Source organism: Micromonospora sp. NPDC049900 (assembly GCF_044461025.1).
Taxonomy (GTDB): domain Bacteria; phylum Actinomycetota; class Actinomycetes; order Mycobacteriales; family Micromonosporaceae; genus Micromonospora.
In genome coordinates, this window is the sequence record NZ_JBITKM010000003.1 from 87,721 (window position 1) to 108,594 (window position 20,874).

A 20,874-nucleotide genomic window follows, 5' to 3' on the forward strand; every position below is an offset into this window, starting at 1 on the left:
GGTCAGGCTGCTTTCTGGTGGAGCCAGGTCCGCACGTCGGCGGGGTCGTATCGGAGGTGTCGGCCGACGCGGGAGGCGCGGGGGCCGATGCGGCGGTGTCGCCACTGGTAGAGGGTGCCGACGGGGATGCCGAGGAAGGCCGACACGTCGCGCACGCTCCACAGCCGTTCGGTGGTGGGGGTGGTGTTCATTCGGGTTCCTTCCGTGTCGGGCGTGCGGCGCGGATGCGGTCTCCGATCGCGGCGGCGAGTTCGAGTTGCTCGGGGGTGTCGTAGCCGATGCCGAGGATCTGCCAGTCGTTGACGACCAGGACGTCGGTGGTCTCGGGCAGTCCGGCGTCGGTGAGTGCCGTGCGGAGCTGGTGGGCCTGACGCTCAGCGCGGAGCTGTTTGAAGGTGGTGGAGTAGATCCGGGACTTGGTGAGGAAGTGGCCCCGGAAGCCGAGCATGTGCGCCCAGTGGCGGAGCTTGAGGTCGGCGTACTGATCGAGGCCGCCGAGGTCCCAGGCGGCTTGGATCATGGCCCGGTGGTGGTCGGAGACCGTGAGCAGGTCGATGTGTGTCTGTGAGCGGATGCGGCGGTCGCCGGTCTCGGTCGCTTCGGTGCCCTTGGTGGCGTACTTGGCGATGTAGCCGGCTAGCCGGTTGTCGGCCACGGCCTGGTCCTCGTCGTCGCCGGTGTTGTCGGCTACGTCGATGTCGGTGGCGGTGATGTCCTTGACGTCGACCTGGGCGCCCCAGCCGAGGGGCAGGGGTGTGTCGTCGGGGCGGGTGGTGTCGACCCGGACGGAGGAAGCCGCGGAACGGACCGCGTCGGCCAGGACGTCGGGGGTCAGCCAGGCCGGTGGTGGTGAGTCCGGTCCGGCCGGTCCGTCGACCCGGATGACGGCGTGGAAGTGGACCAGGCCCCGCCGTTGGTATTCGGCGACTTTGGCGTAGGAGATGCGTAGGTGTGAGCCGGAGGCGCGGACGGTGAGGCCACCAGCGGCGGCGGCAGCGCGGCGTAGGGCGATGGTGAAGCGGTGCCACAGCTTGCCGGAGTGTGCCTGCCACAGCACCGCCCCGGTGTAGTCGTAGGAGTCCGGGTTGACCGGGCTGCCCAGTAGCGGGTAGCCGTCGGGGTGCCAGCGTCCGCAGGAGCAAGGCCGTTTGCCGGGCCGGTTGTGGACAGCGCCGAACGAGGGGGCGGTGAGGGTGACGAACAGGCGGGTTGACCGGGCCACGGTCTGCGGGACGCCTTTGCCGCCGGACATGCCCGCGTGGATCAGGTGCCAGGCGTCAGCGGCGTACCGGTCGGCGCAGGTCGGGCAGACCGCAGCGCGGCGGGTACCGCAGGACGCCCACACTTTGCCCTGCCGGGAGGCGATGAGGTCGCCGGTGCCGAGGTGTCGAACTTCCCACTTGCCGACGAGGCGGACCGGCTGGAGGCAGCCTTTGACGCTCTCGACGCCGGTGCGCCATTGCTTGTAGGCCGGAGACCGCATCCACCGGGTCAGCGCGGCCTCAGCGTCATGGCCCACGGGTGCGGGTTGTGGTGGACGGGGAGGTGAGGACATGGAATCCCTCCGGAGACAGGCCCGCCGTGCCCCTGCGGGTCGAGGAGCACGGCGAGCCAGAACGGGTGTGGGACGGTCAGTGCGCGTAGCCGTTGGCGGTGACCGGGGTGAGCCGGTCGACCACCCGTGCCGCGATCGGCAGTGGCAGGCGCGTGGCGCGTTGGATGTCGACGGCGGTGACCGCAGTGGCCGAGTCCGCGACGAGTTGCCGGATCTGGGCCTGCATCGCCACGGGGATACCGAGCCCATCCAGCTCCACCGCCGCAGCCGGAACCGCCGTTGGGGTGCGCGGGTCGGCCAGGCGCTCGACCGGGGCCAGCGGGGTGACCGGCGGCGCAGCGACGGACGCGGCAGTGGCCGGCACTTCCGCCGAGGAAGCCGGGGCCGGGTCGGCGTTGTCAGGCGCCGTCAGGGTGATGGCCCGGCGTGCCTGGGTACAGCGCGCCTGGACGATCGGCATGACTTCGGCGAGGAAGAACACCAGGACCGGAACCATGATGTGCGCGGCGAGCATGCCCGCGCTGATCCCGCCTTCCCGAGGCCACAGCGCCGGTACCACGTTCATGACCAGGGTCGAGCCGAGCAGGAACCGTTTCAGCCAGTCGACCGCGCGGGAGTCGATGTCGATGCCCCGGGCGATCATCGCGGCTTCCCAGCGCAGAACGGTGATGAGGATGCCGACCAGGCACGGCTCCACGCCCCAGCAGCCCCACCAGACCGGGTCGGCCGGGGTGAGGTCGCCCGCGAGGAAGTCGTGAACGCCGGTGGTGGTGAACACCGACCCGACCGCGAGGAAGAACCACATCGAGCGAGTCACGGACACCCGCAGCCGTTCGATGTCCACGATGTCGAGTGCGGCATCCTGCTCCAGGTCGTGAAGCTGCCGCGCCACCTCCAGCCGCCGGGACAGCTTGCGGACCTGCCGAGGCTGCCGGGCGGCCTTGTCGTCGCGCCGCATGACGGTCACCGCTTCCCTGCCGTGGTCAGCTCGGAGACGGGCCAGCCCGCGACTCGCACCAGCTCGGCAATGTCGGCGTCATCGCAGTACGCCGCCCGGACGCGCACCGGGGTACGGGAACGCTGCTTGACCACGAAGCCGATCCCGGCCGACTCCGGCACGTTCGGGATCTCGTCAGCCAGCGCGCCCCGACGCCGCATGTCCTCACCGAGAACCATGTCGACGTGTCCGGCCGAGGTGGTCCGCAGGCACACCCGCAGGGAGAACAGATCACGCTGCGGAAGCACGTCCTTGGTGGGTTCCTGGAGCGCACCGATCACGCTGCCGCCCAGCGCCCGCGCCTGCGACAGGATCAGCGGCAACGCCGCCTGAGCACCCTTGGTCAGGGACCGATCCCCGTACCCGGTCACCGCGCCCAGCTCGTCGACGACCAGGACGTCCAGCGGGGTCTCGCGTGACAGGGCGAACGTGCGCCGTCCCTGCTCCGCCAAGACCTGCTTACGGTCGCGCATCGTGGCCCAGAAACCCTGGATGACCTCCACGATGTCGCCGTCGGTCTCGGCGTACCGGTGCGACACCGGCCGCAGGGCGTTGAGTTCGGTGCCCTTGGGGTTGACCACGTGCAGGCGCACCAGGCCGTCACGGATCAGCGGCGCGCACGCCCGCAACGCCATCCACGTCACCGAGTTCTTTCCCGAACCGGTGGCCCCACCGACAAGCCAGTGTTGCCCGATCAGCGGCGCGGACCAGTCGGTACCGTGCTCGGTCTCACCCAGGTACACCCGCGACAGGTCCACCGCATCCGAGTCGGCCAGCAGGTCCGGCGGGATGATCGGCTCAGTGAACGGCTCCGACCGCTGCACCACCAACGCGATCACCTGCGGACGCACCCGCTCGACACCCACCCGCTCCGCCCCGAGCGCGACGGCCAGGGCGTCAGCGGCTTCCTCCCACATCTTCGGCGTCTGCCCGAGCAACAGCCGCACGTACACCGTCTCCGTGGACGGGGAATGCGACCGGACCCGGATGATCCGAGGCACGTTGATCACACCCGTGGACCGGTGAACCGTCACCAGGTTGCACGCCTCGGTCACCCGGCTCCACCACGGCCCGAGGTAGGCCCGCGACAGCCACCGGCGACGCACCGCCCGCAACCGGGGAGCCGCCCACCGCGACCACGAATCCGGGTGACCCCGGTACCAACCCACACCGGCCGCCACCGCACCCGCGACCACACCACCGGTGCCCACCGGCCCGAACTCCACCAGCGACACGGCCGCAGCCGCCGGAGTCGCCACGAACCCCGGGTGCCGAGCAGCCCAACCCGCCACCCGCCATTCCCAACCCTGAACGCGCTTACCCATCTCCCACACCCACCTTCGACAATTCGATTGAGATCTCTTCTGCCTGCTTTTGGGGACAAGAAAGGCCCGGATCGGATTCACCAACCCGGGCCTTTCCATCGAACAGTTGTCAGCGGACCGTGTCGCGCAACCTCTTCGCGAGCGCCGTCGCCTTCTTCGCCTTGTCGGTCTCCTCCATCCACGGCGTGGCCTCTTCAAGGAGGATCAGCAGCACCGCCACCTGCCGCCGCAACTCGTCGTAGTGCTTCATGTAGCGGTACCGCTCCGGCATTCCTTTCATCGACCGCCGCAGCAGCCGCATTCCCTGATCGATAGCGTCGTAGGTGTCACTGATCCGGTACGACATCAGGTCACCTTCCACGGCTTAGCGATCAGATCCGCCTCGTACGTCTTGACCCGCACATGAAACGCGCGAAGCGTCTCCACGGCCTGCCTGTGCGCGTCCTCCAGGTCCTCGATCCGGGCCGCGAACTGGTAGAGCGTCCCCGGAGGTGGCTCACACGCCTTGATCAGGCTGTTCACACCCTCCAGCAGCATCGCCAGACCATGAACGTTGCCCACCAAAGCTTCATACCTCGCCCGGCCGGTCAACGACTTCACGACCTCCGGCACCAAATCCATCCCAGCCCCTTCCCGACGTCGGAAACCCACCCGATCGGTGGACACCACCCGCTCCCGGAACACGCGCCCCAGGGAGCGGATAGAAGCCACCGGCGGGGCTACTCCCGACCGGTAAGACGCCACACGCGACGCCACCGACGCGTCTCGCGGCGAATCAAGCCGACGTTGATGGAAATCGACAACAGCAGCAAACCGATAAGGATCAACTCGAAGTCCGACACAGCACCTCCCTCCTGAAACCCGAATAGCGTTATCAAACCTGTTTTAGGCAAGAATCTATCCACTGTGGAATTCTCAATGAACAAGACGCCCGGGAGGAATCCAGCACAGGCCCCGTCCCCGAACGAACGTGCCCCAACCCGACTCGAACGGGTCGCCCACCTAAAAGGGGCGGGGCGAAAAGCCTTCGATCAGAGCGGCTTGACGCCCTGCGCCTTCCACGTCAGGCCCGACCGGCCGTCGCGCTCCCAGTGCGACACCGTGGCCCCGATCAGCTCGACCAGGTCCCCCTCCTCGACCCCCTGCGGGTTCACCGACAGCGTCACCTTCAGTTCCTCACCCTTGCCCCGGTGGCCGTCCTCCGTCGCGACCGGCTTGGCGAACACCCCCATGACGTACAGCGGCTCATCCGTCCCGTAAGCCGTCAGCACCCTGCCCTCCATGTCCGTCTTGATCGCAGGCTCCTCCACCACGCGCAGCTTGAAGCCAGCCAGGTTCACCGGAATGTTCCGCATCTCTTGATCTCCCTCGATCTCGCTACATCAACTCGCGTCAGCGTCGACGCCAACAAGGCCGCTTCCGCCTGAACTCGAAGCCGGGTCGTCTTGCCCTGCCTGGCTAGTCAGGTGAAGCTCCTTGAAGGTAGGCGTTCCTGGCTAGCCAAGTCAAGGTTGCATGCAGAAGTTTCCTTGCTTGGCTAGTCAGGGCTACTGTGATGCTGTGAGCGAGAACCTTGATTTCCTTGGTCAGCTAGATCCCGACGACCCAAGACAGGCGTCGCAGCAGATCGCGAACAAGCTGCGAGCGGCCATCCTCACGCGCCGACTCGCACCCGGTGACAAGCTGCCGTCACAGCCCGAGCTGGCAGCGCGGTACGGCGTGGCACGGGAAACCGTCAAGCGGGCGCTCGACCTGCTCCGGACGGAACGGTTGATCGTGTCTCGACAGGGAAGCGGCGCGTTCGTCCGTGCCCAGACTCAGAGAGCCGTTGAGCTACGCCCGCACATCGAAGCCGCGTTCGCGCGTGTTCACGTCAGCATCGACTTCGCCGGGTTCTCAGGGGAGACGTTGCGGGACGCACTCGCCGAAACGCTCGACAAGGTGCGCGTCGGGCAGCTTGCACCGGAGACGATCGCCGTGCGCGTCCTGATCTCTGACATGACCGTACCGATGGCCCTGCCCGCACGAGCCGAGACACAAGCCGACGATCCGGCCGTACGCGAACGCGCAGAGCGCATCACCCGCCGTGCAGCAGACGGCATCATCGACCAGGTGACCGAGCTGGGCGACCTCGGCCTCATTCGTTCGACCACCGTCGAGGTGCGGATGCACCGGGCGGCTCCGCTGTTCAAGCTCTACATCCTCAACGGGGAAGAGGTCTTCTATGGCTTCTATCCGGCCGTTGAGCGAACCGTCTCGATCAAGGGTGAGCCAATGGCGATCTACGACCTGATGGGCAAGGACGTGCCGCTGTTCCACTACGCCGTGACCGACGACGACGCATCCCACGGCACGCAGTTCGTGGAAGCGTCCCGCCAGTGGTTCGACTCGGTGTGGTCGACCATCGCGTACCGGTACGACACATGAGCGCCGACCTTGGCCGGCTGTTTGACGAAGTCGGTGCCGTGCTACTCGATTTCGACGGACCGGTGTGCAGTGTCTTCGCTGGCTACCCAGCGCCACGGGTAGCTGCGGAACTGATCGACGTGCTCCATCGTCAAGGCGTCGACGTGCCGCCAGACCTCGTCAGCGAACCGGACCCGCTTGAAGTGCTACGCCGAACTGGTGCCACCGGCAACCAGAGCGCGACGCGAGCAGTAGAGGACGCACTGTGTGCAGCCGAGCGCCAGGCCGTCGAGACCGCCGAGCCGACCCCGTACGGCCGGGAAGTCATCGTGGCGTCCCGGCAGGCCGGGCTGCCCGTGGCGGTAGTCAGCAACAACTCTGCCGGTGCCGTAAGCGCTTACCTGGTAGCTCACCGCCTTGCCGTCCATGTCTCGCCAGTTGTCGGCCGGGCATACGCCGACCCGGCGCGAATGAAGCCCAACCCAGCACCGATTCTGCAAGCCGTGCAGGCGATAGGGGAGTCGCCAAGCCGGTGCGTACTGGTTGGCGACTCCCTCACGGACATCGACGGGGCGCGCGCGGCCGGAGTGCGGGTAATCGGGTACGCGAACCGTTCGGCCAAGGCTGAGCAGTTTCGGGCAGCCCGAGCGGACGTAGTAGTCACCAGGATGCGGGAGCTCGCTCAGGTGTTAGTCAGCAAGTTTAGTACCTGACTTCAACATGGCGTCGGCCTGCGGGCTCGACAGGTCAAGTGCGCTGGTCGTTTGATATACGATCAACCTGACGGCTACCCTGCTGACCTGCAATCACACTTAGCGTTGCCGATCAGCGTTAATCGCCGCCATTTCCCGTTCGACCACGCAAGAGCAACTCTTGGCATCTTCGACGTCACCGCAGGTCGGCTCGCACCGCTCCGACGCCAGGCTCCCGGTCGGAGATCTCGCCTGTTCGGCGCTGCTCCTCAGCGCAGCTTTTCTGGGTAGGGCCTCCCTTCGAGTTCATTTTTGAGGCACACGGCTACGTAGTCGAGCTTAGCGAGCGCCCCCTCAAGAGCCCTCGCCCAGTGGCAGCGAGTTCCGTTCGGCTTGCCTAGTATGGTGGGGTTGAACCGGGGAACATCGCACGTCGTATCCCACATAGCATCCTCAACATACTCTAATTCATGCGCTGGATCTGATGGCAAGAACGCACGGTAGGCGCGTTTGACTCGGTCACTCTCCTCGATTAGCTCATCCATGCCAGGCAGGCGAACAGGATCGGGGCAAGAACCGTCGGGCAGTGGACCGTGTCCGTGTAGCTCCACCAACTCGTAGAGCGCCTGATGCTGCTTATCGGTAAGGTGGTAATAGGCGTTTACTGCCTCGCGCTTCAGCTCTTCTCGACGCAGGACTCGCTGCGCTTCCAAGCTGTCCTGAACCTGCATCTTTGCGACTCGAATCGCGCCTCTTACCTGCACAGTGGCAGCTGCCCAGCTAGCAACGCCACCTACAGCGGCCCCGATAAGTGCGCTAGCCGCCCCACTCCAAAAATCATTCACATCGGCAATGGTCGCAAGCTCACACAAGGCTGATCGACAAACCGTCACCGCTCCGCCTGTGCGACCCTTGCCACCCCGTCGGCCTTCGTCCGCACACCTGTGGAGTGGGTGGGGCCTGCCTGGTCAAGGTCGTTCAGCCGCTGCTCCACCCTGAACAGGCAGGCCCTACCCACTCGGCTCTGCCCGGACGGAGGTTGTCGGGATGGCGCCATCCAATCCCAGAGCGCCCGAGCGCCCCGCCGGAGGCACTGCTCTTGTGACTCCCCAACATGAAGCCCCGGAACTGCCATCGACCATGGCGGTCCGGGGCTTCGTCGCATGTCGCGCCGCCTGCGGGGCTGGAACCGACACGCTGGCGGCCGAAGGCCAGAGGCACGGCGGCGGGCCGGCTCTGGTTTGGCGGCGCGAACGGCCTCGAAGCGGGCCGCCTTGATCCCGTACAGAAACTTCTCACACTGTCGCATCCAATGTGTAGCCTGACTCGGATATCAGGACAGGGTGGAGCACCCTGCGACTAGAGAGCCCCCGATGCCAGGTCTACCTCAACGCCCCCCGGCCCACGTCAACGCGCAGAGATCAGAGAAGGCTTTTGCGGCACTCTTCAGTGACGACAGGTGGGTCTTGCGACCCGTGACGCCCGACTACGGCAGAGATTTGGAAGTCGAGCTGTTTGAGGACGGTCAGGCGACAGGCATACTATTCGGGGTTCAGCTAAAGAGCATCGACAAAGCTCCTCGCAAAGGACGACTTAGCAAACCTGGAATTGAGACTAGCAGTCTCAGGTATTGGCAGAAGCTAGATTACCCTTTGATGGTCGCGACCTATAGCGTTCCAGCAAGTCAGTTCTATGCGCGATGGGCGCACAGCTACGATTGGCACCACAAGAACCATTCCGGGCTCTGCACGGACATCTGTACACCTGGACCCAAGACCGTAACCTTCCACTATGGCGTTGCCCACCAACTCACGCTCGAATCCGTCGACAAGCTCTCTGAGCAGTTGCAGTTCTTTCGAGCCGCCCGCACTGGCGCCCTTCGCCACAGCCCGATGCCAATTCGCGTGGACGGCGAGAATGTCGATGGGCACTCCGTGGCTAGCACCACGAAAAAGCTCCGAAAATTCACTGAGAGCTGCGGCTGGATACGGCTCGCGGAGCCGGGTGAAATGGCAGTATCACTGACTTTTACACAATCAGAGATTCGGGCAGTACTGCCAGGTGATATGAGAAGCGCGACCCTCCACCTTCAAAAGGGAATTTACAGCGGCCCTCAGGGATGCTCCGCCCTTGCCGCCGACGCACTGGTCGCACTCTCGCATTTATTCTTCGAACTGAACGGCGATAACGCTGCGGCTGACCTAATCATGATCGCAGCATCAAACTCTCACGCGCTCGTTTGGTCTAGCTTCGATCTCATCCTGAAGCCGCGACTGCTCGAAGCGAGGCGACTCGACGCCATAGAGGCCATCGCGAAGGCGCATACCCGGCGGCTACGCGATCCACTTCTTTCTTGACGCCGAATATGGACCGCTGTCGAATGACTTCGGCCGAAGCTTAGTGTGTTCAGACTTTCTTTACTTGGTCAAGGGCGGGCCTGCGGCCCGCCGCCGTGTCGCGCCGGGGCGCGCGTGCGGCCTGGCGGCCGGTCACGCCCCGGCGCACGGCGCGACATGGAAGAACGGAACCGGCAGGCAGCGAGGCAGAGCGGCAGCCCGGACGCGGGGAGGCTGCCCGTGTGCGCCGCAGGCAGGTCCGAGAATGCCGCGCAGGGTTGACCGGCAAGCCCCAAGCATGGGGGCGGTGGCGTCGAGGGCATGCGGGTCGCCCAGGAGCCGACGCCGTAGCCGTGCGAGGTGAGAGCAACTGCTCACCTGGGAGGGGGAGGGGTGGCCGTGGGTGGCCGGCTGCGCCGCCAGGGGCCGGGATCGTGTCGGGCGAGGTTGGGTCAACTGCGCCGCTGTGGCGGTGTCCGTCGGGGTCGGGGTCCGTAACACGAAGGCCGACTAGTCGATCTATCGTGCGGAGATGACCTTGGGGGAGGGCACGAAGGCGCGCCGCCGGTCACGTCGATGGGTGCTGCTGCTCGCCGCTGCCCTGGTGCTGTGCACCGCTGCCCCGGTGGCCGCCGCAGCCGCAGGAGCGGGGTGGGTGATGGTGAAGACACGTCAGGCGGAGCAGGGACAGCCGACACCGGCCGCCGCTGCCAACGTCTTCATGCTCGCCGTGTCGTCCGGCCAGGAGCTGGGGCTCCGCGCCGTGCTGGCACCGGAGCGCCGTGACGAGCTGGTCGCTGAGTGGCGCAGTATCCGACGCGACATCAGCCGGACTGCCCCGAACGTCTCGAAGGTGAGCACGAGGTCGTTTGTCGTTGAGGACCAGGCCGATGACCGCGCCATGGTCGTGACCGAGGTCTACCCGGTGTGGCGGTCGGTCGAGGTTGGCGGACTCATGGTGCACGGTAGTTCGCACCCGTGGCGGTTCGAGGCTCGCCGTGATGGCGGCGGGTGGCGTGTATGGTCCGTCGCTCCGTACGCATGGTGCGGTGGCCATGTTCGCGCCAGTGCCTGTCAGCAGTAGCAGGAGTCCAGGACGCGGACCGTTCGCCGCCGAGTCACCGGACGAGGCGACGGGCGGGGCGCAGACCGGCCACCTGCACGAAGATCTCCCGCTTGTCTGTCGCGCTGCCCTGCTTGTCCAGCACGTACCCGGTCAGCCAAGCCCACCCGTCGTAGGTGGGCTTGGGGCACACCGAGATCACTCGAAACAGGAAGCGTTTGCTCGCGAACTGCACTGATGCGTCACGGGTGATCCAAAACTCCTGGCCAGCGACCGGGGGCTGAACCTTCGCCAAGCCGCACCTCCTCGACGCTGAGCCCTGCCCGGTCGGTACGGGGGAGACCAACCGGGCAGGGGGGTACCGCCGCACTGAGGCGAGTTCGGGTCCTCCACGACCAGCACAGCGGGATGGCCGCACCGTACCAACCGTGGTCTACCTACGTCTAGATACGTAGAAGGTCGGAGCGGCTCGTGTCGAGACTTCTAGCGTCGAGAACATGGAGCCCGACCCGGACGCCGACATCGACCACGGCGCACCGCTGCCGCCTTACCGGCAACTGGCGGGAATCCTGACGGCCCGGATTCGTCGCGGTGACTGGCAGCCCAACCGGGCCATCCCGTCCGAGGCCCAGCTTGTCCAGGAGTACGGCCTTGCCCGCGCGACCGTCCGACGCGCGATCGCCGTGCTCGTGGATCAAGGCGTGCTGTTCGTGGTGCCCCAGCGCGGAACGTTCGTCAAGCCGGAGAGCGAACAACCGTCGATGCCCGACGCATGATCATCGGGCACAGATCCGGCACAACTGAGCCCGAAAACGGGTGTAAAACGCCGTGAGGCGCTGATGACTCCCGCGCAGGCCAGAGAGTCAATCCGCCCGATTCGCCATGATCCATGGAGCGCGAGAAGGGTTCTGGGTTCGAGTCCCAGGCGGCCCACCGACCGCACCATTGTGCGAACCGGTGGTTGTTCATCGTGAGTGCCCCCGTCCGGGTTGGGCGGGGGCATCGTCGTGTCGGTGGGGATCTTGAAGACGGGTACGACGCCCTGGTCGGTGAGTCGGACTTCGGCGATGAGGGTCTCGATGGCGGCTTTGCGTTCGGTGGTGGTGCCGCTGGCCATGATCGTGGTGAGGTAGTCGCGGATCATGGCGATCGTGGTGGGTGCCGGCGGCTCGGGTTGATCGGCGAGGTCGGCTTCGAGTTCGGTGTGCCGGGTGTGGAGTTGCGCGAGTCGTTGGCGGAGTTCGCGGATGCGGGGTCCGGCGGTGGCGTCGTCCATGGTGCCGTTTTCGAAGGCGGTGTGGTAGCGGTTGATGGCTGCCTCGGTGGTGGTGATCTGGTGGGCGGTGGCGTCGAGTTCGGCGCGTCGGTCGTCGCTGGTGGTGTCGCGTTGGGCGTGGGCGCGTTCGATCATGGCGGCGAGGACGGGCTCGGCGGTGGTGTAGAAGTCGTGCAGGGCTTTGAGGATCATGTGGTCGAGGTCGTCGGCGGGGAGCCTCGGTGCGGTGCAGGTGGCGTGTTTGCCGTAGCGGGTGCGGGTGAAGCAGGTGTAGTAGCGGTAGCGGCGGGTGCGGCCGTTGGCGGAGGTGCCGATGTAGCGCTGTCCGCATTGTGGGCAGGTGAGTAGGCCGGTGAGGTAGTAGTCCGAGTCGGACATGGCGCGTTGAGTTTGGGTGTCTCCTCGGGCGTTGGCGATGTCTTGGGCGCGTTGGAAGGTGGCCCGGTCGATGAGGGGGTCGTGGGCGTCGGGGACGTAGACGTCGCGGTAGGCGATGTCGCCGACGTAGGCGGGGTTGTCGAGGATCCGGTTGATGGTGTGTCCGGACCACTTCTTGCCGGTGCGGTTGGGGACTCCGCGTTCGTTGAGGATGGTGGCGATGGCGCGGGTGCCGTGTCGGTCGCGGGTGTAGAGGCGGTAGATGTCGCGGAGGACGGGTGCTTCGTCGGGGTGGGGGACGAGGCGGTGGTCGGGGTCGAGTTGGTAGCCGTAGGGGCGGTTGCCGCCGGTCCATTTTCCTTTGCTGGCTTTCGCGGTCATGCCACTTTTTACTCGGTCGATGATGATGTTGCGTTCGAATTCGGCGAAGACGGCGAGGAGTTGGAGCATCATGCGGCCGAAGGGGCCGCCGGTGTCGACGGGTTCGGTGGCGGAGGAGAATCGGACGTTTGATGCTTCGAGGATGGTGATGAGGTCGAGGAGGTCGGCGACGCTGCGGCTGAATCGGTCGAGTCGGTAGACGAGCAGGATGTCGTAGAGGCCGGCTTTCGCGGCGTGGAGTGCTTTCTTGAGGCCGGGGCGTTCGGTGGTGGCGCCGGAGGCGTCGTCTTCGTGTTCGGCGACGATGGTCCAGCCGGGCTGAGAGGCGACGTATTTTTCCAAGGCGGCGCGTTGGGCGTCGAGGGAGAAGGGTTGGTGTTCGTCGTCGGTGGAGCGGCGGATGTAGACGCACACCCGGCGTGGGCCGGTCGGCGCCTGGGTGGGGGTGTGAGCGCGTCGGCCGCGTCGGCGGGGTGGGGTGAGGGGTGGCGTGTCGGGCATGGTGGCCGGTTGTCCTTCGAGGTCGCTGGGCTGGTGCGCTGGCGGCCAGGGGCAGGCCGCCAGCGCTTGTTCGGGTCCGGGTGGCTTACAGGTTCAGGTCGGGGTGTTCGTCGAGGAAATGGTTGAGTAGGACGGCGAGGGCTTCGGCGGCGTTGTCGAGTTCGTCGGCGGTCATGGGTACGGTGTCGATCCGCGCGATAACCATCGGGATCGGATCTCGCATTGTGTGGGTGTGGTCGGGGATTGCGCCACCATTTGTTGTGGCGGCACCGGGATGCGGTTCGTCAGGATACCTCCCGACGGCGTTTTCGTGGTGGGGCGGTTTCGCCACTGTCCTCCGAAAAGCATGCGGACCAGTTCGAGTCGGAGTCCTTTTTCATGGGTGTCCTTTCTGCGCGGAATCAACGCGGTCGGTGTCAGGGCTACCGGGATGACTTGACCTTTCGGCAGAGGTGGGCGTCGATCGTGTCCGTGCCGTCGGCGGGTAGGCGGGCGGCGCGACCGGATGTCTCCTCGGAGGAAGGGTCTGCCATGCCCCGCGAACGACTCAGCTGCCTGGCTGTCATCCCTGACGACGTGACCGATCCGTTGCTGTGGCGGCTCGCCCTCGACGTTGTCGCCGCTCATCAGCCGGACTCGCGGGGCGACTGCAGGAACTTGCAGTGCGTCGGGCAGCGGGGTGTGTGCGCCGCCGCCCGCAACGCCCGCCGCGCCATGAGCCTCGCCCGCGCGAGCCGCCCGGCGCCTGATCGGCCGACGCCAGCAGTGGTGCGGGGCCGTGCTCCTGTGCCCGCCCGGCAGCGAGGCGCGTCGTTCGGCTGGTTCACTCGGCCAACGTCGGCGCCGGGTCGGTCGGCAGTGCCGCTGGCAGCCGCCTGACGGCTGGTGGGCGCAAGGCGCCCATCGACGGGGGGACGATGCGGCCAGTGGGCGAACCGCTCGGGCAACACGCCGCCCAGCGTGCCGGTCCTCTTGGCTGTCAAGGCGCCCGTCGGTTCGGCCCTGCGGGCCCGGGTGTGGGGAACTGGGTGTCGTGGTGGGTGTCGGTGTAGGGCAGGTCGACCAGTCGTCTCCGGCCGATGGTGCTGCCCGCGAGGTGCCACACCGGTTCGGCGGGGCTGACGCCGAGGGTGGTGCGGAGTTCGGCCGTGGTGGTGGCGATGACCGCCTCCGACGGGAAGGCAGCGAGGCGGCGGTGCAGGTTCGTCTCGCGGCGGGCGGAGGGCAGGTGGAACAGCACCGGCCACGCCCAGGTGCTCATCGCGTACAGCCGTTCGTACTTGGCGATCTTCGCGGTGAGGATGTCGAGGCGTTCGCTGCCGGTGTCGTATTCGAGGAAGAAGGGCACGGACCGTCCGTGCTCGGTCCACACCCCGGCACCGTCCGGGCGGGGCAGCCCGGTCGGTCCGTGGACCATCATCTGGGGGTTGCCACCGTGCCGGTAGAACACGCCGGGATCGTGGAAGGCGGAGGCGGGCTGCCAGCGGTCCAGGACCGTGCCGGTACGGGTGCGGGCGTGGGCGGCGAGGTCGATGAAGATCTGGTTGCCGCCGAGCAGATGCGGCAGGTCCGGCCGGGCGGTGAGGGACTGTTTGCGACGGCGGGCCTGGTCCCGGCGTGGCGGTCCGAGCCCGCGTTGGGCGTGGACGTGGTCGTAGCCGAGCTGGTCCAGGACGTAGTGATACGGGTACGAGCCGCCGTCGGGGCGGTTGGGCCGGAACCGGTCCACCGCCCGCAGAGTGGACAGGCGCAGGAGCCGGCGTTGGGCGAAGTCCAGTGACGGGAACAGGGCGGCGGCGATCTGGTCGGTGGTCAGGACGCCGTGGTCGTAGAGCCAGCCGAGGAGGCGGTCGTCGCGGGCGGTGATGCTGGCCTGCAGCCGCAGCAGCGGATCGGGAGCCGGTAGGCGGCTACGCATACGCGCCCCCAGGGGAGAGACCCCCGAGATGAGGGTCTGCCTGGAGCAGGACCGCAGCGGTGACAGCGGGGCTGACCTGGGCTGTCAGTCGGGGCGGGGGGTCGGTTCGGGGGTCGGTGTCAAGCCGGACGGTAGATCGGGGATCGACACCGACCCCCGCACCGCCGACGACACCGCACCCTCGGTCCTGGCGGATTACGAGAACGTCCGGCGCGGGTCGGTGGCAGTGTGGACGGCGTGGGCGGATGGCGTTGAGCTCGGTGGACACGTTTCTACTCCATGATCGGGATGCGAGTCGGAGACCGGTGAGCACCGGTCGTTCTTGCGGGGACAGGGCCGCGCCGCCCACAGCCGGGGCTGGCGCTGAACTCCTTGCTGGAGCGCGGACGCGCTCCGCTAGGTGGGGTCAGGTTCTGTCGGACCCGGACATCCTGAAGGTGCCCGTCATCGGCGGCGACGCTTCGTCTGACAGAAGACGGGACGTTCTGTCACGCGGTAGGTGGTGGTGACAGATCCGGTCAGGGCTGGTGGGGCGTGGTGGTCTCGGCGCGGAGGACCCGGACGAGCGCCGAGGCGGTGGCGTTGGACAGGTGATGGCCGTCGGCGCGGAGTTGTCGGGCGACGGCGGTGCGGGACAGCGTCGTCCCCTGGGCCGTGAGGGCACGGGCGGCGGCCTTGGCGGCCGGGACCAGCGCCGTGACCTCCGGTCCGCTGTCCCGGACCGGCACGTGACCGTCGCGCCGGTCCGGGACGGTCGGCTGCTGGTCTGCGGCGGCTGTGACCGCGGTGGTGGAGTCCCGGACCGCTACCGCGCCGGCGTGGACCAGCGCAGGCGGTCCCGGGACCGGCTCGAAGGCGTCCGGGACAGTGGCGTCGGTGGCCGGCACTGGCCCCGATCCGGCCCGGACGGTCCGGGTGGGCGGAGCGGGGTCGGCGCGGCCGAGGGCGATCTTCACCATCGCCAGGAAACCGAGCGCGGGCAGCGCGGCGGCGATCCAGCCGATGACCGAAGGCTCCGCCTCCACCACCTGAGCCGCCAGCGACAGCAACACCGCCACCGTCAACACCGTCGCGGGAAACGCGACGCTCTTGCCCAGCCGCCGGTTGCGGCGCAACTCCAGACCCGCCGCGATCGACGTCAACTCCAAGACGACCGCGTCCGCCCACGCCAGCCAACCCGGCTGGCCGTGCCCGGCGGCGACGTCATGAACATGACGGAAGGATGCCGCGCCCGCCGCACCGCCGATCAACAGCATGATCAGCACCTGGACCCAGTTCTCCAGCCGCTCGCGCCCCGACCGCCCCTCACCCGGCGGGTCATGTGGTCGATACTCAGGTCTCGCCAACGGCCCACCACCCGTCGACGGACAGCCCGCGCATGGCCTCGACCAGAACGGCCGGGCCAGTACGGACCGCGATTGCAGAGGCGACGGACACCGCCGCCACCCCCGCCAGATTGATGTCGAACGAAATCACGTTGAAGCTCCATCGTTGGTTGTGGGGTTCGAAGTGCGGTGAATGAAGGCCACCCGCAGACGCCTTGGGCTACGCCGAAAGCGCGACCGCGCGAGCCACCTTCCGGGCAGACGCGCTCCCGCCGAATGGCCCTCCGGCAGTGCGGGCCACCCCATCCACGCGCGGGGGCCGTGAAGTCACTGTGGACGAATCAACGAACGAGCCAGGCCCACGCAGGGCAGGGGAAGAGGACAGTAGGCATCGCCGCAACCCGCACAGCGGGCCGCGCTCAGCAACGGACAGGGACAGAGGCCAGCCGAGCCGCAGGGGGCCAGGACTCACCGAGGGCGCCACGCGGAGCGCCAGAGGTGGAGCGGCGGCTCAACTCGCCGACAGCCGAACCTTCATGTGGGTCCTCCCATCTCTCCGCGCCCCCGACATCGCCGCCACGAACAACAGCAGACATCCCCACACCCGGGAACGCCTGCCCCTCAATGACCGACCACACCAACCAGCGGGACGGGGACGCACAACCAGTACGCCCCGGCCACACCTGCCACGTCAACCCCGAATTCCAGCAGGCGCCACACCCGAACCGAGCCGCCAGTCCAGCCGAGTCCAGGAACGTCACCTCCAGCAACCCGCAGTGCTCCCGCGTCCACACCGCCAGCGCGAAATTCCCCACCACTTCGCCCATTCCTCAGGACGGCGATCTCGCCATTCGGTAAGGAACTGAGAATGCTCACGCGAAGGCGACGAGACTGACAGCGCAGGTCTGCCGAAGCCCTCCATGCATCCGGTTACACCCATCGGCGACCCGCCCAGCCCGCTGACTGCGCACGGTAAGTTCATCTCGTGCTTCCGATGACCTTGCAGGAGATCGCGGCCGTTGTCGGCGGAGCCGTCCACGACGCCCCCGGAGCGGTGACGGTGAGGGCCCCGGTGGTGTTCGACAGCCGGCGTGTGCAGCCCGGCGGGATGTTCGTGGCGTTGCCCGGTGAGCGCGTCGACGGGCACGACTTCGCCGCCCAGGCGATCGAGGCCGGCGCGGCGGCGGCGCTGGCGTCACGGCCGGTGGGAGTGCCGGCGGTGGTCGTCGAGGACGTTCCGGCCGCGTACGGTCTGCTCGCCCGCGCGGTGGTGGATCGGTTGCCGCAGACCACGGTGATCGGGGTGACCGGGTCGGTGGGCAAGACGTCGACCAAGGACATCCTTGCCCAGGTTCTCCCCACCTGGGGTGAGACGGTGGCCAACCGAGCGTCGAACAACAACGAGCTTGGGCTGCCGTACACGGTCACCCGCGCCACCGCCGCCACCCGCTATCTCGTGTTGGAGATGGGAGCGCGGGGCATCGGGCACGTGGCCTACCTGACCCGCATCGCCCCGCCCACGATCAGCGTCGTGACCCGTGTCGGGCACGCGCACCTTGGCGAGTTCGGGTCGGTGGAGAACATCGCCCAGGCCAAGGGCGAGATCGTGGAAGCCCTGCCCGACGCGCACGGCGGCGGGTTGGCGGTGCTCAACGCCGACGACGCGTTGGTGGCCGCCATGGCGAGCCGCACCAGCGCCCGCGTCCTGACCTACGGCATCGACAGCCCGGCGGATGTGCGTGCCGAGGGCGTGACGGTGGACGAGTTGGGCCGCGCCGGCTTCCGGCTGACGTACGACGGCCAGGCCGCCGAGGTGCGGTTGCGTCTCTACGGGCTGCACCAGGCATCCAACGCCCTGGCCGCCGCCACCGTCGCGCTCGGGCTCGGCCACCCCATCGAGGCCGTGGCCGACGCGGTGTCCCAGGCCGAGGCGATGTCACCGGGCCGGATGCAGGTCACCACCCGCGCCGACGGCGTGACGGTCATCAACGACGCCTACAACGCCGCCCCCGACGCCATGCGCGCCGCGCTGCGCGCCCTGCACACGATGACCGGGGACGGCCGGCGGGCGGTCGCGGTGCTGGGCGAGATGGCGGAGCTGGGCGAGCACGCCGCGCAGGTGCACCGGGAGATCGGGCAGCAGGTAGCCGAGATCGGGGCCGGATGGCTCGTGGCGATCGGCGGAGCCGACGCCGCCCAGTACGCGGACGGAGCCGCCGGCGACGGCACGACGGTGGACCGTGCGGCGAACGTGGCCGAGGCGTGGGAGTTGCTACGCGACGGGCTACGGCCCGGGGATGTCGTGTTGGTCAAGGCAGCCAACAGCGCCGGGCTCCTCGCGCTCGCGGATAAGCTGATCGAGGAACCCGGCGCTGTCATCGCCCAGCGGTAGGGTCAGGCCGACAGTGCGACCTCGGAGCGGCTGCTCAGCGCGTCCAGGATCGCGGCACCGTAACCGGTCACGTCACCGGTGCCCATCGTCAGCACCACGTCACCGCGTCCGGCCAGCCGCGCGACCACCCGGGCCGCGTGGTCGGGTCCGAGGGGCAGGCAGTAGTCGCCGTCGCGCAGCCGCGCCTTGATGGCGGTGGGGTCGGCCAAGGGACGGCCCTCCAGCACGGTGCCGTGTACGTCGAGCAGCAGGACGTGATCGGCCTTGTCCGCGAGAACCCCGCCGATCCGCTCTCCGAACGCCAGGACGCGGGCGTGTCCGGAGGGCTGGAACACCACGAACACCCGCCCCCGGGCCAGGGTCCGCGCGGCGTCCAGGTCGGCGGTAATCTCGTTGGGGTGGTCGGCGTAGGAGTCGATCACGGTCACTCCGGCGCGGGTGTCGATGTGCTCGAACCGGCGGCGCACCCCGCCGAAGGTGCACGCCGCCCCGGCCGCCTCGGCGGGGTCCAAGCCCAGGGCCACCGCGCACGCCAGGGCCGCCGCCGCGTTGTCCAGGTGGTGCGTCGCCGGGGTCGGCAGGGTCAGTCGTACCTCGGTGCCGTTGGGCATCCGCACCGTCGCCGACGCCGACCAGCCGTCGGCGTGCACGTCCAACAGCCGCACGTCCGCCGTGCGGTCGCGGCCGTAGCGCAGCACCGTCAGGTCGGGCCGCTCGTCGGCGATGACCTGGGCGGCCACCGTCGCGCCCACGCAGTCGGCGTTGACGATCAGGAACCCGTCCGGCGCGATCCGGCAGCCGAACCCGACGTAGGCGCGCAGCACGTCGGCGTGGCTGACGAAGTTCTCCGGGTGGTCGTCGGTCACGTTGGTGACGACCGCGATCGACGGGGTGAGGAAGTGGAACGACCGGTCCGACTCGTCGGCCTCTGCGACCAGCAGCCGGGACCGGCCGAGGTGCGCGCCGGAGCCCGGCCCGGTCAGGTCGGCGCCGATCAGGCAAGTCGGGTCCTCCCCGAGGGTGCGCAGGACGTGAGCGAGCATGCCTGCCGTGGTGGACTTGCCGTGCGAGCCGGACACCGCCACCAGCCGCCGCCCGGCGGCCAGCTTGTCGAGCACCTGCGCCCGGTGCACCACCGGGACACCGGCGGCGCGCGCCGCCCGCACCTCCGGCGTATTCCGCGCAACGGTGGTGTAGACGACGCAGCTCGCGCCCTCGATGTGCGAGGCGTCGTGCTCCGAGCGCACGACGGCGCCGGCCGTCCGCAGCGCCGCCAACCTGTCGGAGTCCTGCACGTCGCTTCCGCTGACCTGGTGGCCCAGCTCAGCCAGCAGCCGAGCCAGACCGGACATCGCGGAACCGCCGACGCCCACGAAGTGGGGGCGGGACAGGTCGATCGGGCCGGAGTACGCCTCGATGGTCGGATTACCAGTGATCGTGTCGGTCATGGTGCCGTGTCTCCTTCGATGTGAGAGCTGACAGGTAGCTGCCATGAGCTGATGTGCTAGAGGGGACAAGCTCCTTCCACTCGTGCGATCCCTTGCGCGCGGCCGAGCTGGCCTCGGGTCACGAGCTCGGCCGCGCGGGTCCAATCGATCTGCGTCGGCCCATCCACCGCGTCGGGAGGCGCGACACTGACGCCAGGAGGCCGGCGGAAGTCGTCGAGCCGCACCGCAGGGTTGGGAGGCTGCCGCTCCCGCTTTCGCTCCATTCGGCAGGCCGGACAGATGCAGGGCCGACCACCTGGGAACCGGTGTGACCGATGCCGGCGATGCCTCGGCCGGAACAGCGCCGCATCGTCGTCATCCACGATCGCTCCCATCCGCTCCGACAAGCGCAGCGGACACGCATTCGAGGGACAACGACGCGCCAGGTCCAGCGAGCGAGCGAAGATGATCACCACACGCGCAGCTCAGCTGCCGCCGCGCCAAACGCCGCCGGAACAGCTCCACCGCCTTCTGCTCCCGCAGGCGACGCGACAACACCTCCAGCCGCTCCCACCCAGCCAGCAGGGCCCCTTCACCGTCCAAGGCCGCATCACAGGCCGCCCAGAACTCCATCGGCGCCGCCTGACGGGCTATCTCCACATTGGCCACCGTGCTGCGCGACCAAGACACCATCCGTGCCAGGCGCACCTGAGTCACACCGGCAGCCCGTCGAGCCGCGGCCAGCCCATCCCCTGCCAGCCTGCGGGCGTCCGCCACCTCCTCCGGCGTCACCAACTCCGCCGACGAACGAGTCGCTGTCGGAACCTGCTCGAACACCACGACGCGGACCACGCCACCCCCACCCGAGACCTCCACCGACCCGCTACCAATCCGGCAGGTGT

The 20,874-nt window shown here is 68.0% G+C and carries 23 protein-coding genes; 7 read left to right on the plus strand and 16 right to left on the minus strand.

Features of this window, described 5'->3' with window-relative positions; all coding sequences use genetic code 11:
• Positions 1-2: 2 nt before the first annotated feature.
• The 7 genes from ACIBMZ_RS08695 to ACIBMZ_RS08725 all read right to left on the minus strand — a co-directional run bounded on the left by ACIBMZ_RS08695 (position 3) and on the right by ACIBMZ_RS08725 (position 5,232).
• Positions 3-191, minus strand: a complete 189-nt coding sequence (locus ACIBMZ_RS08695) for a helix-turn-helix transcriptional regulator (RefSeq protein WP_396691987.1) — start codon at positions 189-191, stop codon at positions 3-5.
• Positions 188-1,483 carry a replication initiator gene (locus ACIBMZ_RS08700; RefSeq protein ID WP_396692702.1) on the minus strand — a complete coding sequence of 432 codons (1,296 nt, stop codon included), beginning with the start codon at positions 1,481-1,483 and terminating at the stop codon, positions 188-190. Before ACIBMZ_RS08700 ends, ACIBMZ_RS08695 begins: the two co-directional genes overlap by 4 nt.
• 148 nt (positions 1,484-1,631) lie before the next feature.
• Entirely contained in the window at positions 1,632-2,513 is an 882-nt protein-coding gene (locus ACIBMZ_RS08705; RefSeq protein WP_396691988.1) for a hypothetical protein, read from the minus strand.
• A 5-nt stretch (positions 2,514-2,518) separates the two neighbouring features.
• Positions 2,519-3,607, minus strand: coding sequence for an FtsK/SpoIIIE domain-containing protein (locus ACIBMZ_RS08710; protein ID WP_396692704.1), 1,089 nt, complete (start codon positions 3,605-3,607; stop codon positions 2,519-2,521).
• Positions 3,608-3,986: 379 nt separating this feature from the next.
• Positions 3,987-4,223, minus strand: coding sequence for a hypothetical protein (locus tag ACIBMZ_RS08715; protein ID WP_396691989.1), 237 nt, complete (start codon positions 4,221-4,223; stop codon positions 3,987-3,989).
• Positions 4,223-4,498 (minus strand): hypothetical protein, encoded by a 276-nt coding sequence (locus ACIBMZ_RS08720; protein WP_396691990.1) that lies wholly within the window; start codon positions 4,496-4,498, stop codon positions 4,223-4,225. The genes ACIBMZ_RS08715 and ACIBMZ_RS08720 overlap by 1 nt, the downstream gene beginning before the upstream one ends.
• A gap of 410 nt (positions 4,499-4,908) precedes the next feature.
• Positions 4,909-5,232, minus strand: coding sequence for a hypothetical protein (locus ACIBMZ_RS08725; RefSeq protein WP_396691991.1), 324 nt, complete (start codon positions 5,230-5,232; stop codon positions 4,909-4,911).
• 205 nt (positions 5,233-5,437) lie between these two features.
• Between ACIBMZ_RS08725 and ACIBMZ_RS08730 the strand changes: the two genes are divergently transcribed.
• Together ACIBMZ_RS08730 and ACIBMZ_RS08735 are read left to right on the plus strand one after the other, a co-directional pair.
• Positions 5,438-6,304 carry a GntR family transcriptional regulator gene (locus tag ACIBMZ_RS08730; protein ID WP_396691992.1) on the plus strand — a complete coding sequence of 289 codons (867 nt, stop codon included), beginning with the start codon at positions 5,438-5,440 and terminating at the stop codon, positions 6,302-6,304.
• A complete protein-coding gene (locus ACIBMZ_RS08735) occupies positions 6,301-6,996 on the plus strand; it encodes an HAD family hydrolase (RefSeq protein WP_396691993.1) in 696 nt (231 codons plus the stop codon). The genes ACIBMZ_RS08730 and ACIBMZ_RS08735 overlap by 4 nt, the downstream gene beginning before the upstream one ends.
• 248 nt (positions 6,997-7,244) lie before the next feature.
• Here ACIBMZ_RS08735 and ACIBMZ_RS08740 read toward each other — a convergent pair whose 3' ends face one another.
• Positions 7,245-7,706 (minus strand): hypothetical protein, encoded by a 462-nt coding sequence (locus ACIBMZ_RS08740; protein ID WP_396691994.1) that lies wholly within the window; start codon positions 7,704-7,706, stop codon positions 7,245-7,247.
• A gap of 642 nt (positions 7,707-8,348) precedes the next feature.
• Between ACIBMZ_RS08740 and ACIBMZ_RS08745 the strand changes: the two genes are divergently transcribed.
• Both ACIBMZ_RS08745 and ACIBMZ_RS08750 read left to right on the plus strand, forming a co-directional pair.
• Positions 8,349-9,332, plus strand: coding sequence for a DUF4365 domain-containing protein (locus ACIBMZ_RS08745; RefSeq protein WP_396692706.1), 984 nt, complete (start codon positions 8,349-8,351; stop codon positions 9,330-9,332).
• 511 nt (positions 9,333-9,843) lie between these two features.
• Complete coding sequence (locus ACIBMZ_RS08750; RefSeq protein WP_396691995.1) at positions 9,844-10,395, plus strand: hypothetical protein; 552 nt, start codon at positions 9,844-9,846, stop codon at positions 10,393-10,395.
• Between the two features lie 34 nt (positions 10,396-10,429).
• Here ACIBMZ_RS08750 and ACIBMZ_RS08755 read toward each other — a convergent pair whose 3' ends face one another.
• Positions 10,430-10,669: a hypothetical protein gene (locus tag ACIBMZ_RS08755; RefSeq protein WP_396691996.1), complete on the minus strand. Its 240-nt coding sequence runs from the start codon at positions 10,667-10,669 to the stop codon at positions 10,430-10,432.
• Positions 10,670-10,871: 202 nt separating this feature from the next.
• Here ACIBMZ_RS08755 and ACIBMZ_RS08760 point away from each other — a divergent pair, with 202 nt between their 5' ends.
• Entirely contained in the window at positions 10,872-11,150 is a 279-nt protein-coding gene (locus tag ACIBMZ_RS08760) for a GntR family transcriptional regulator (protein WP_396691997.1), read from the plus strand.
• Here the strand turns inward: ACIBMZ_RS08760 and ACIBMZ_RS08765 are convergent.
• Together ACIBMZ_RS08765 and ACIBMZ_RS08770 are read right to left on the minus strand one after the other, a co-directional pair.
• Complete coding sequence (locus ACIBMZ_RS08765) at positions 11,069-12,910, minus strand: recombinase family protein (protein ID WP_396691998.1); 1,842 nt, start codon at positions 12,908-12,910, stop codon at positions 11,069-11,071. The two genes, ACIBMZ_RS08760 and ACIBMZ_RS08765, sit on opposite strands and share 82 nt — an antisense overlap.
• Positions 12,911-12,995: 85 nt before the next feature.
• Positions 12,996-13,133 (minus strand): hypothetical protein, encoded by a 138-nt coding sequence (locus ACIBMZ_RS08770; protein ID WP_396691999.1) that lies wholly within the window; start codon positions 13,131-13,133, stop codon positions 12,996-12,998.
• Between the two features lie 308 nt (positions 13,134-13,441).
• Between ACIBMZ_RS08770 and ACIBMZ_RS08775 the strand changes: the two genes are divergently transcribed.
• Positions 13,442-13,789 carry a hypothetical protein gene (locus ACIBMZ_RS08775; protein WP_396692000.1) on the plus strand — a complete coding sequence of 116 codons (348 nt, stop codon included), beginning with the start codon at positions 13,442-13,444 and terminating at the stop codon, positions 13,787-13,789.
• A gap of 100 nt (positions 13,790-13,889) precedes the next feature.
• On the opposite strand, the gene ACIBMZ_RS08780 is transcribed toward ACIBMZ_RS08775, so the two are convergent.
• The 3 genes from ACIBMZ_RS08780 to ACIBMZ_RS08790 form a co-directional block, all read right to left on the minus strand.
• On the minus strand, positions 13,890-14,828 hold the full coding sequence (locus ACIBMZ_RS08780) for a replication-relaxation family protein (protein ID WP_396692001.1): 939 nt from the start codon (positions 14,826-14,828) through the stop codon (positions 13,890-13,892).
• Between the two features lie 518 nt (positions 14,829-15,346).
• A complete protein-coding gene (locus ACIBMZ_RS08785) occupies positions 15,347-16,174 on the minus strand; it encodes a DUF2637 domain-containing protein (protein ID WP_396692002.1) in 828 nt (275 codons plus the stop codon).
• Positions 16,161-16,304, minus strand: coding sequence for a hypothetical protein (locus ACIBMZ_RS08790; RefSeq protein WP_396692003.1), 144 nt, complete (start codon positions 16,302-16,304; stop codon positions 16,161-16,163). Before ACIBMZ_RS08790 ends, ACIBMZ_RS08785 begins: the two co-directional genes overlap by 14 nt.
• Before the next feature lie 843 nt (positions 16,305-17,147).
• Here ACIBMZ_RS08790 and murF point away from each other — a divergent pair.
• On the plus strand, positions 17,148-18,545 hold the full coding sequence (murF, locus tag ACIBMZ_RS08795; RefSeq protein ID WP_396692004.1) for a UDP-N-acetylmuramoyl-tripeptide--D-alanyl-D-alanine ligase: 1,398 nt from the start codon (positions 17,148-17,150) through the stop codon (positions 18,543-18,545).
• A 2-nt stretch (positions 18,546-18,547) separates the two neighbouring features.
• On the opposite strand, the gene murC is transcribed toward murF, so the two are convergent.
• Entirely contained in the window at positions 18,548-19,993 is a 1,446-nt protein-coding gene (gene murC / locus ACIBMZ_RS08800) for a UDP-N-acetylmuramate--L-alanine ligase (RefSeq protein ID WP_396692005.1), read from the minus strand.
• Positions 19,994-20,347: 354 nt separating this feature from the next.
• Entirely contained in the window at positions 20,348-20,824 is a 477-nt protein-coding gene (locus ACIBMZ_RS08805) for a helix-turn-helix domain-containing protein (protein ID WP_396692006.1), read from the minus strand.
• Positions 20,825-20,874: the final 50 nt, after the last annotated feature.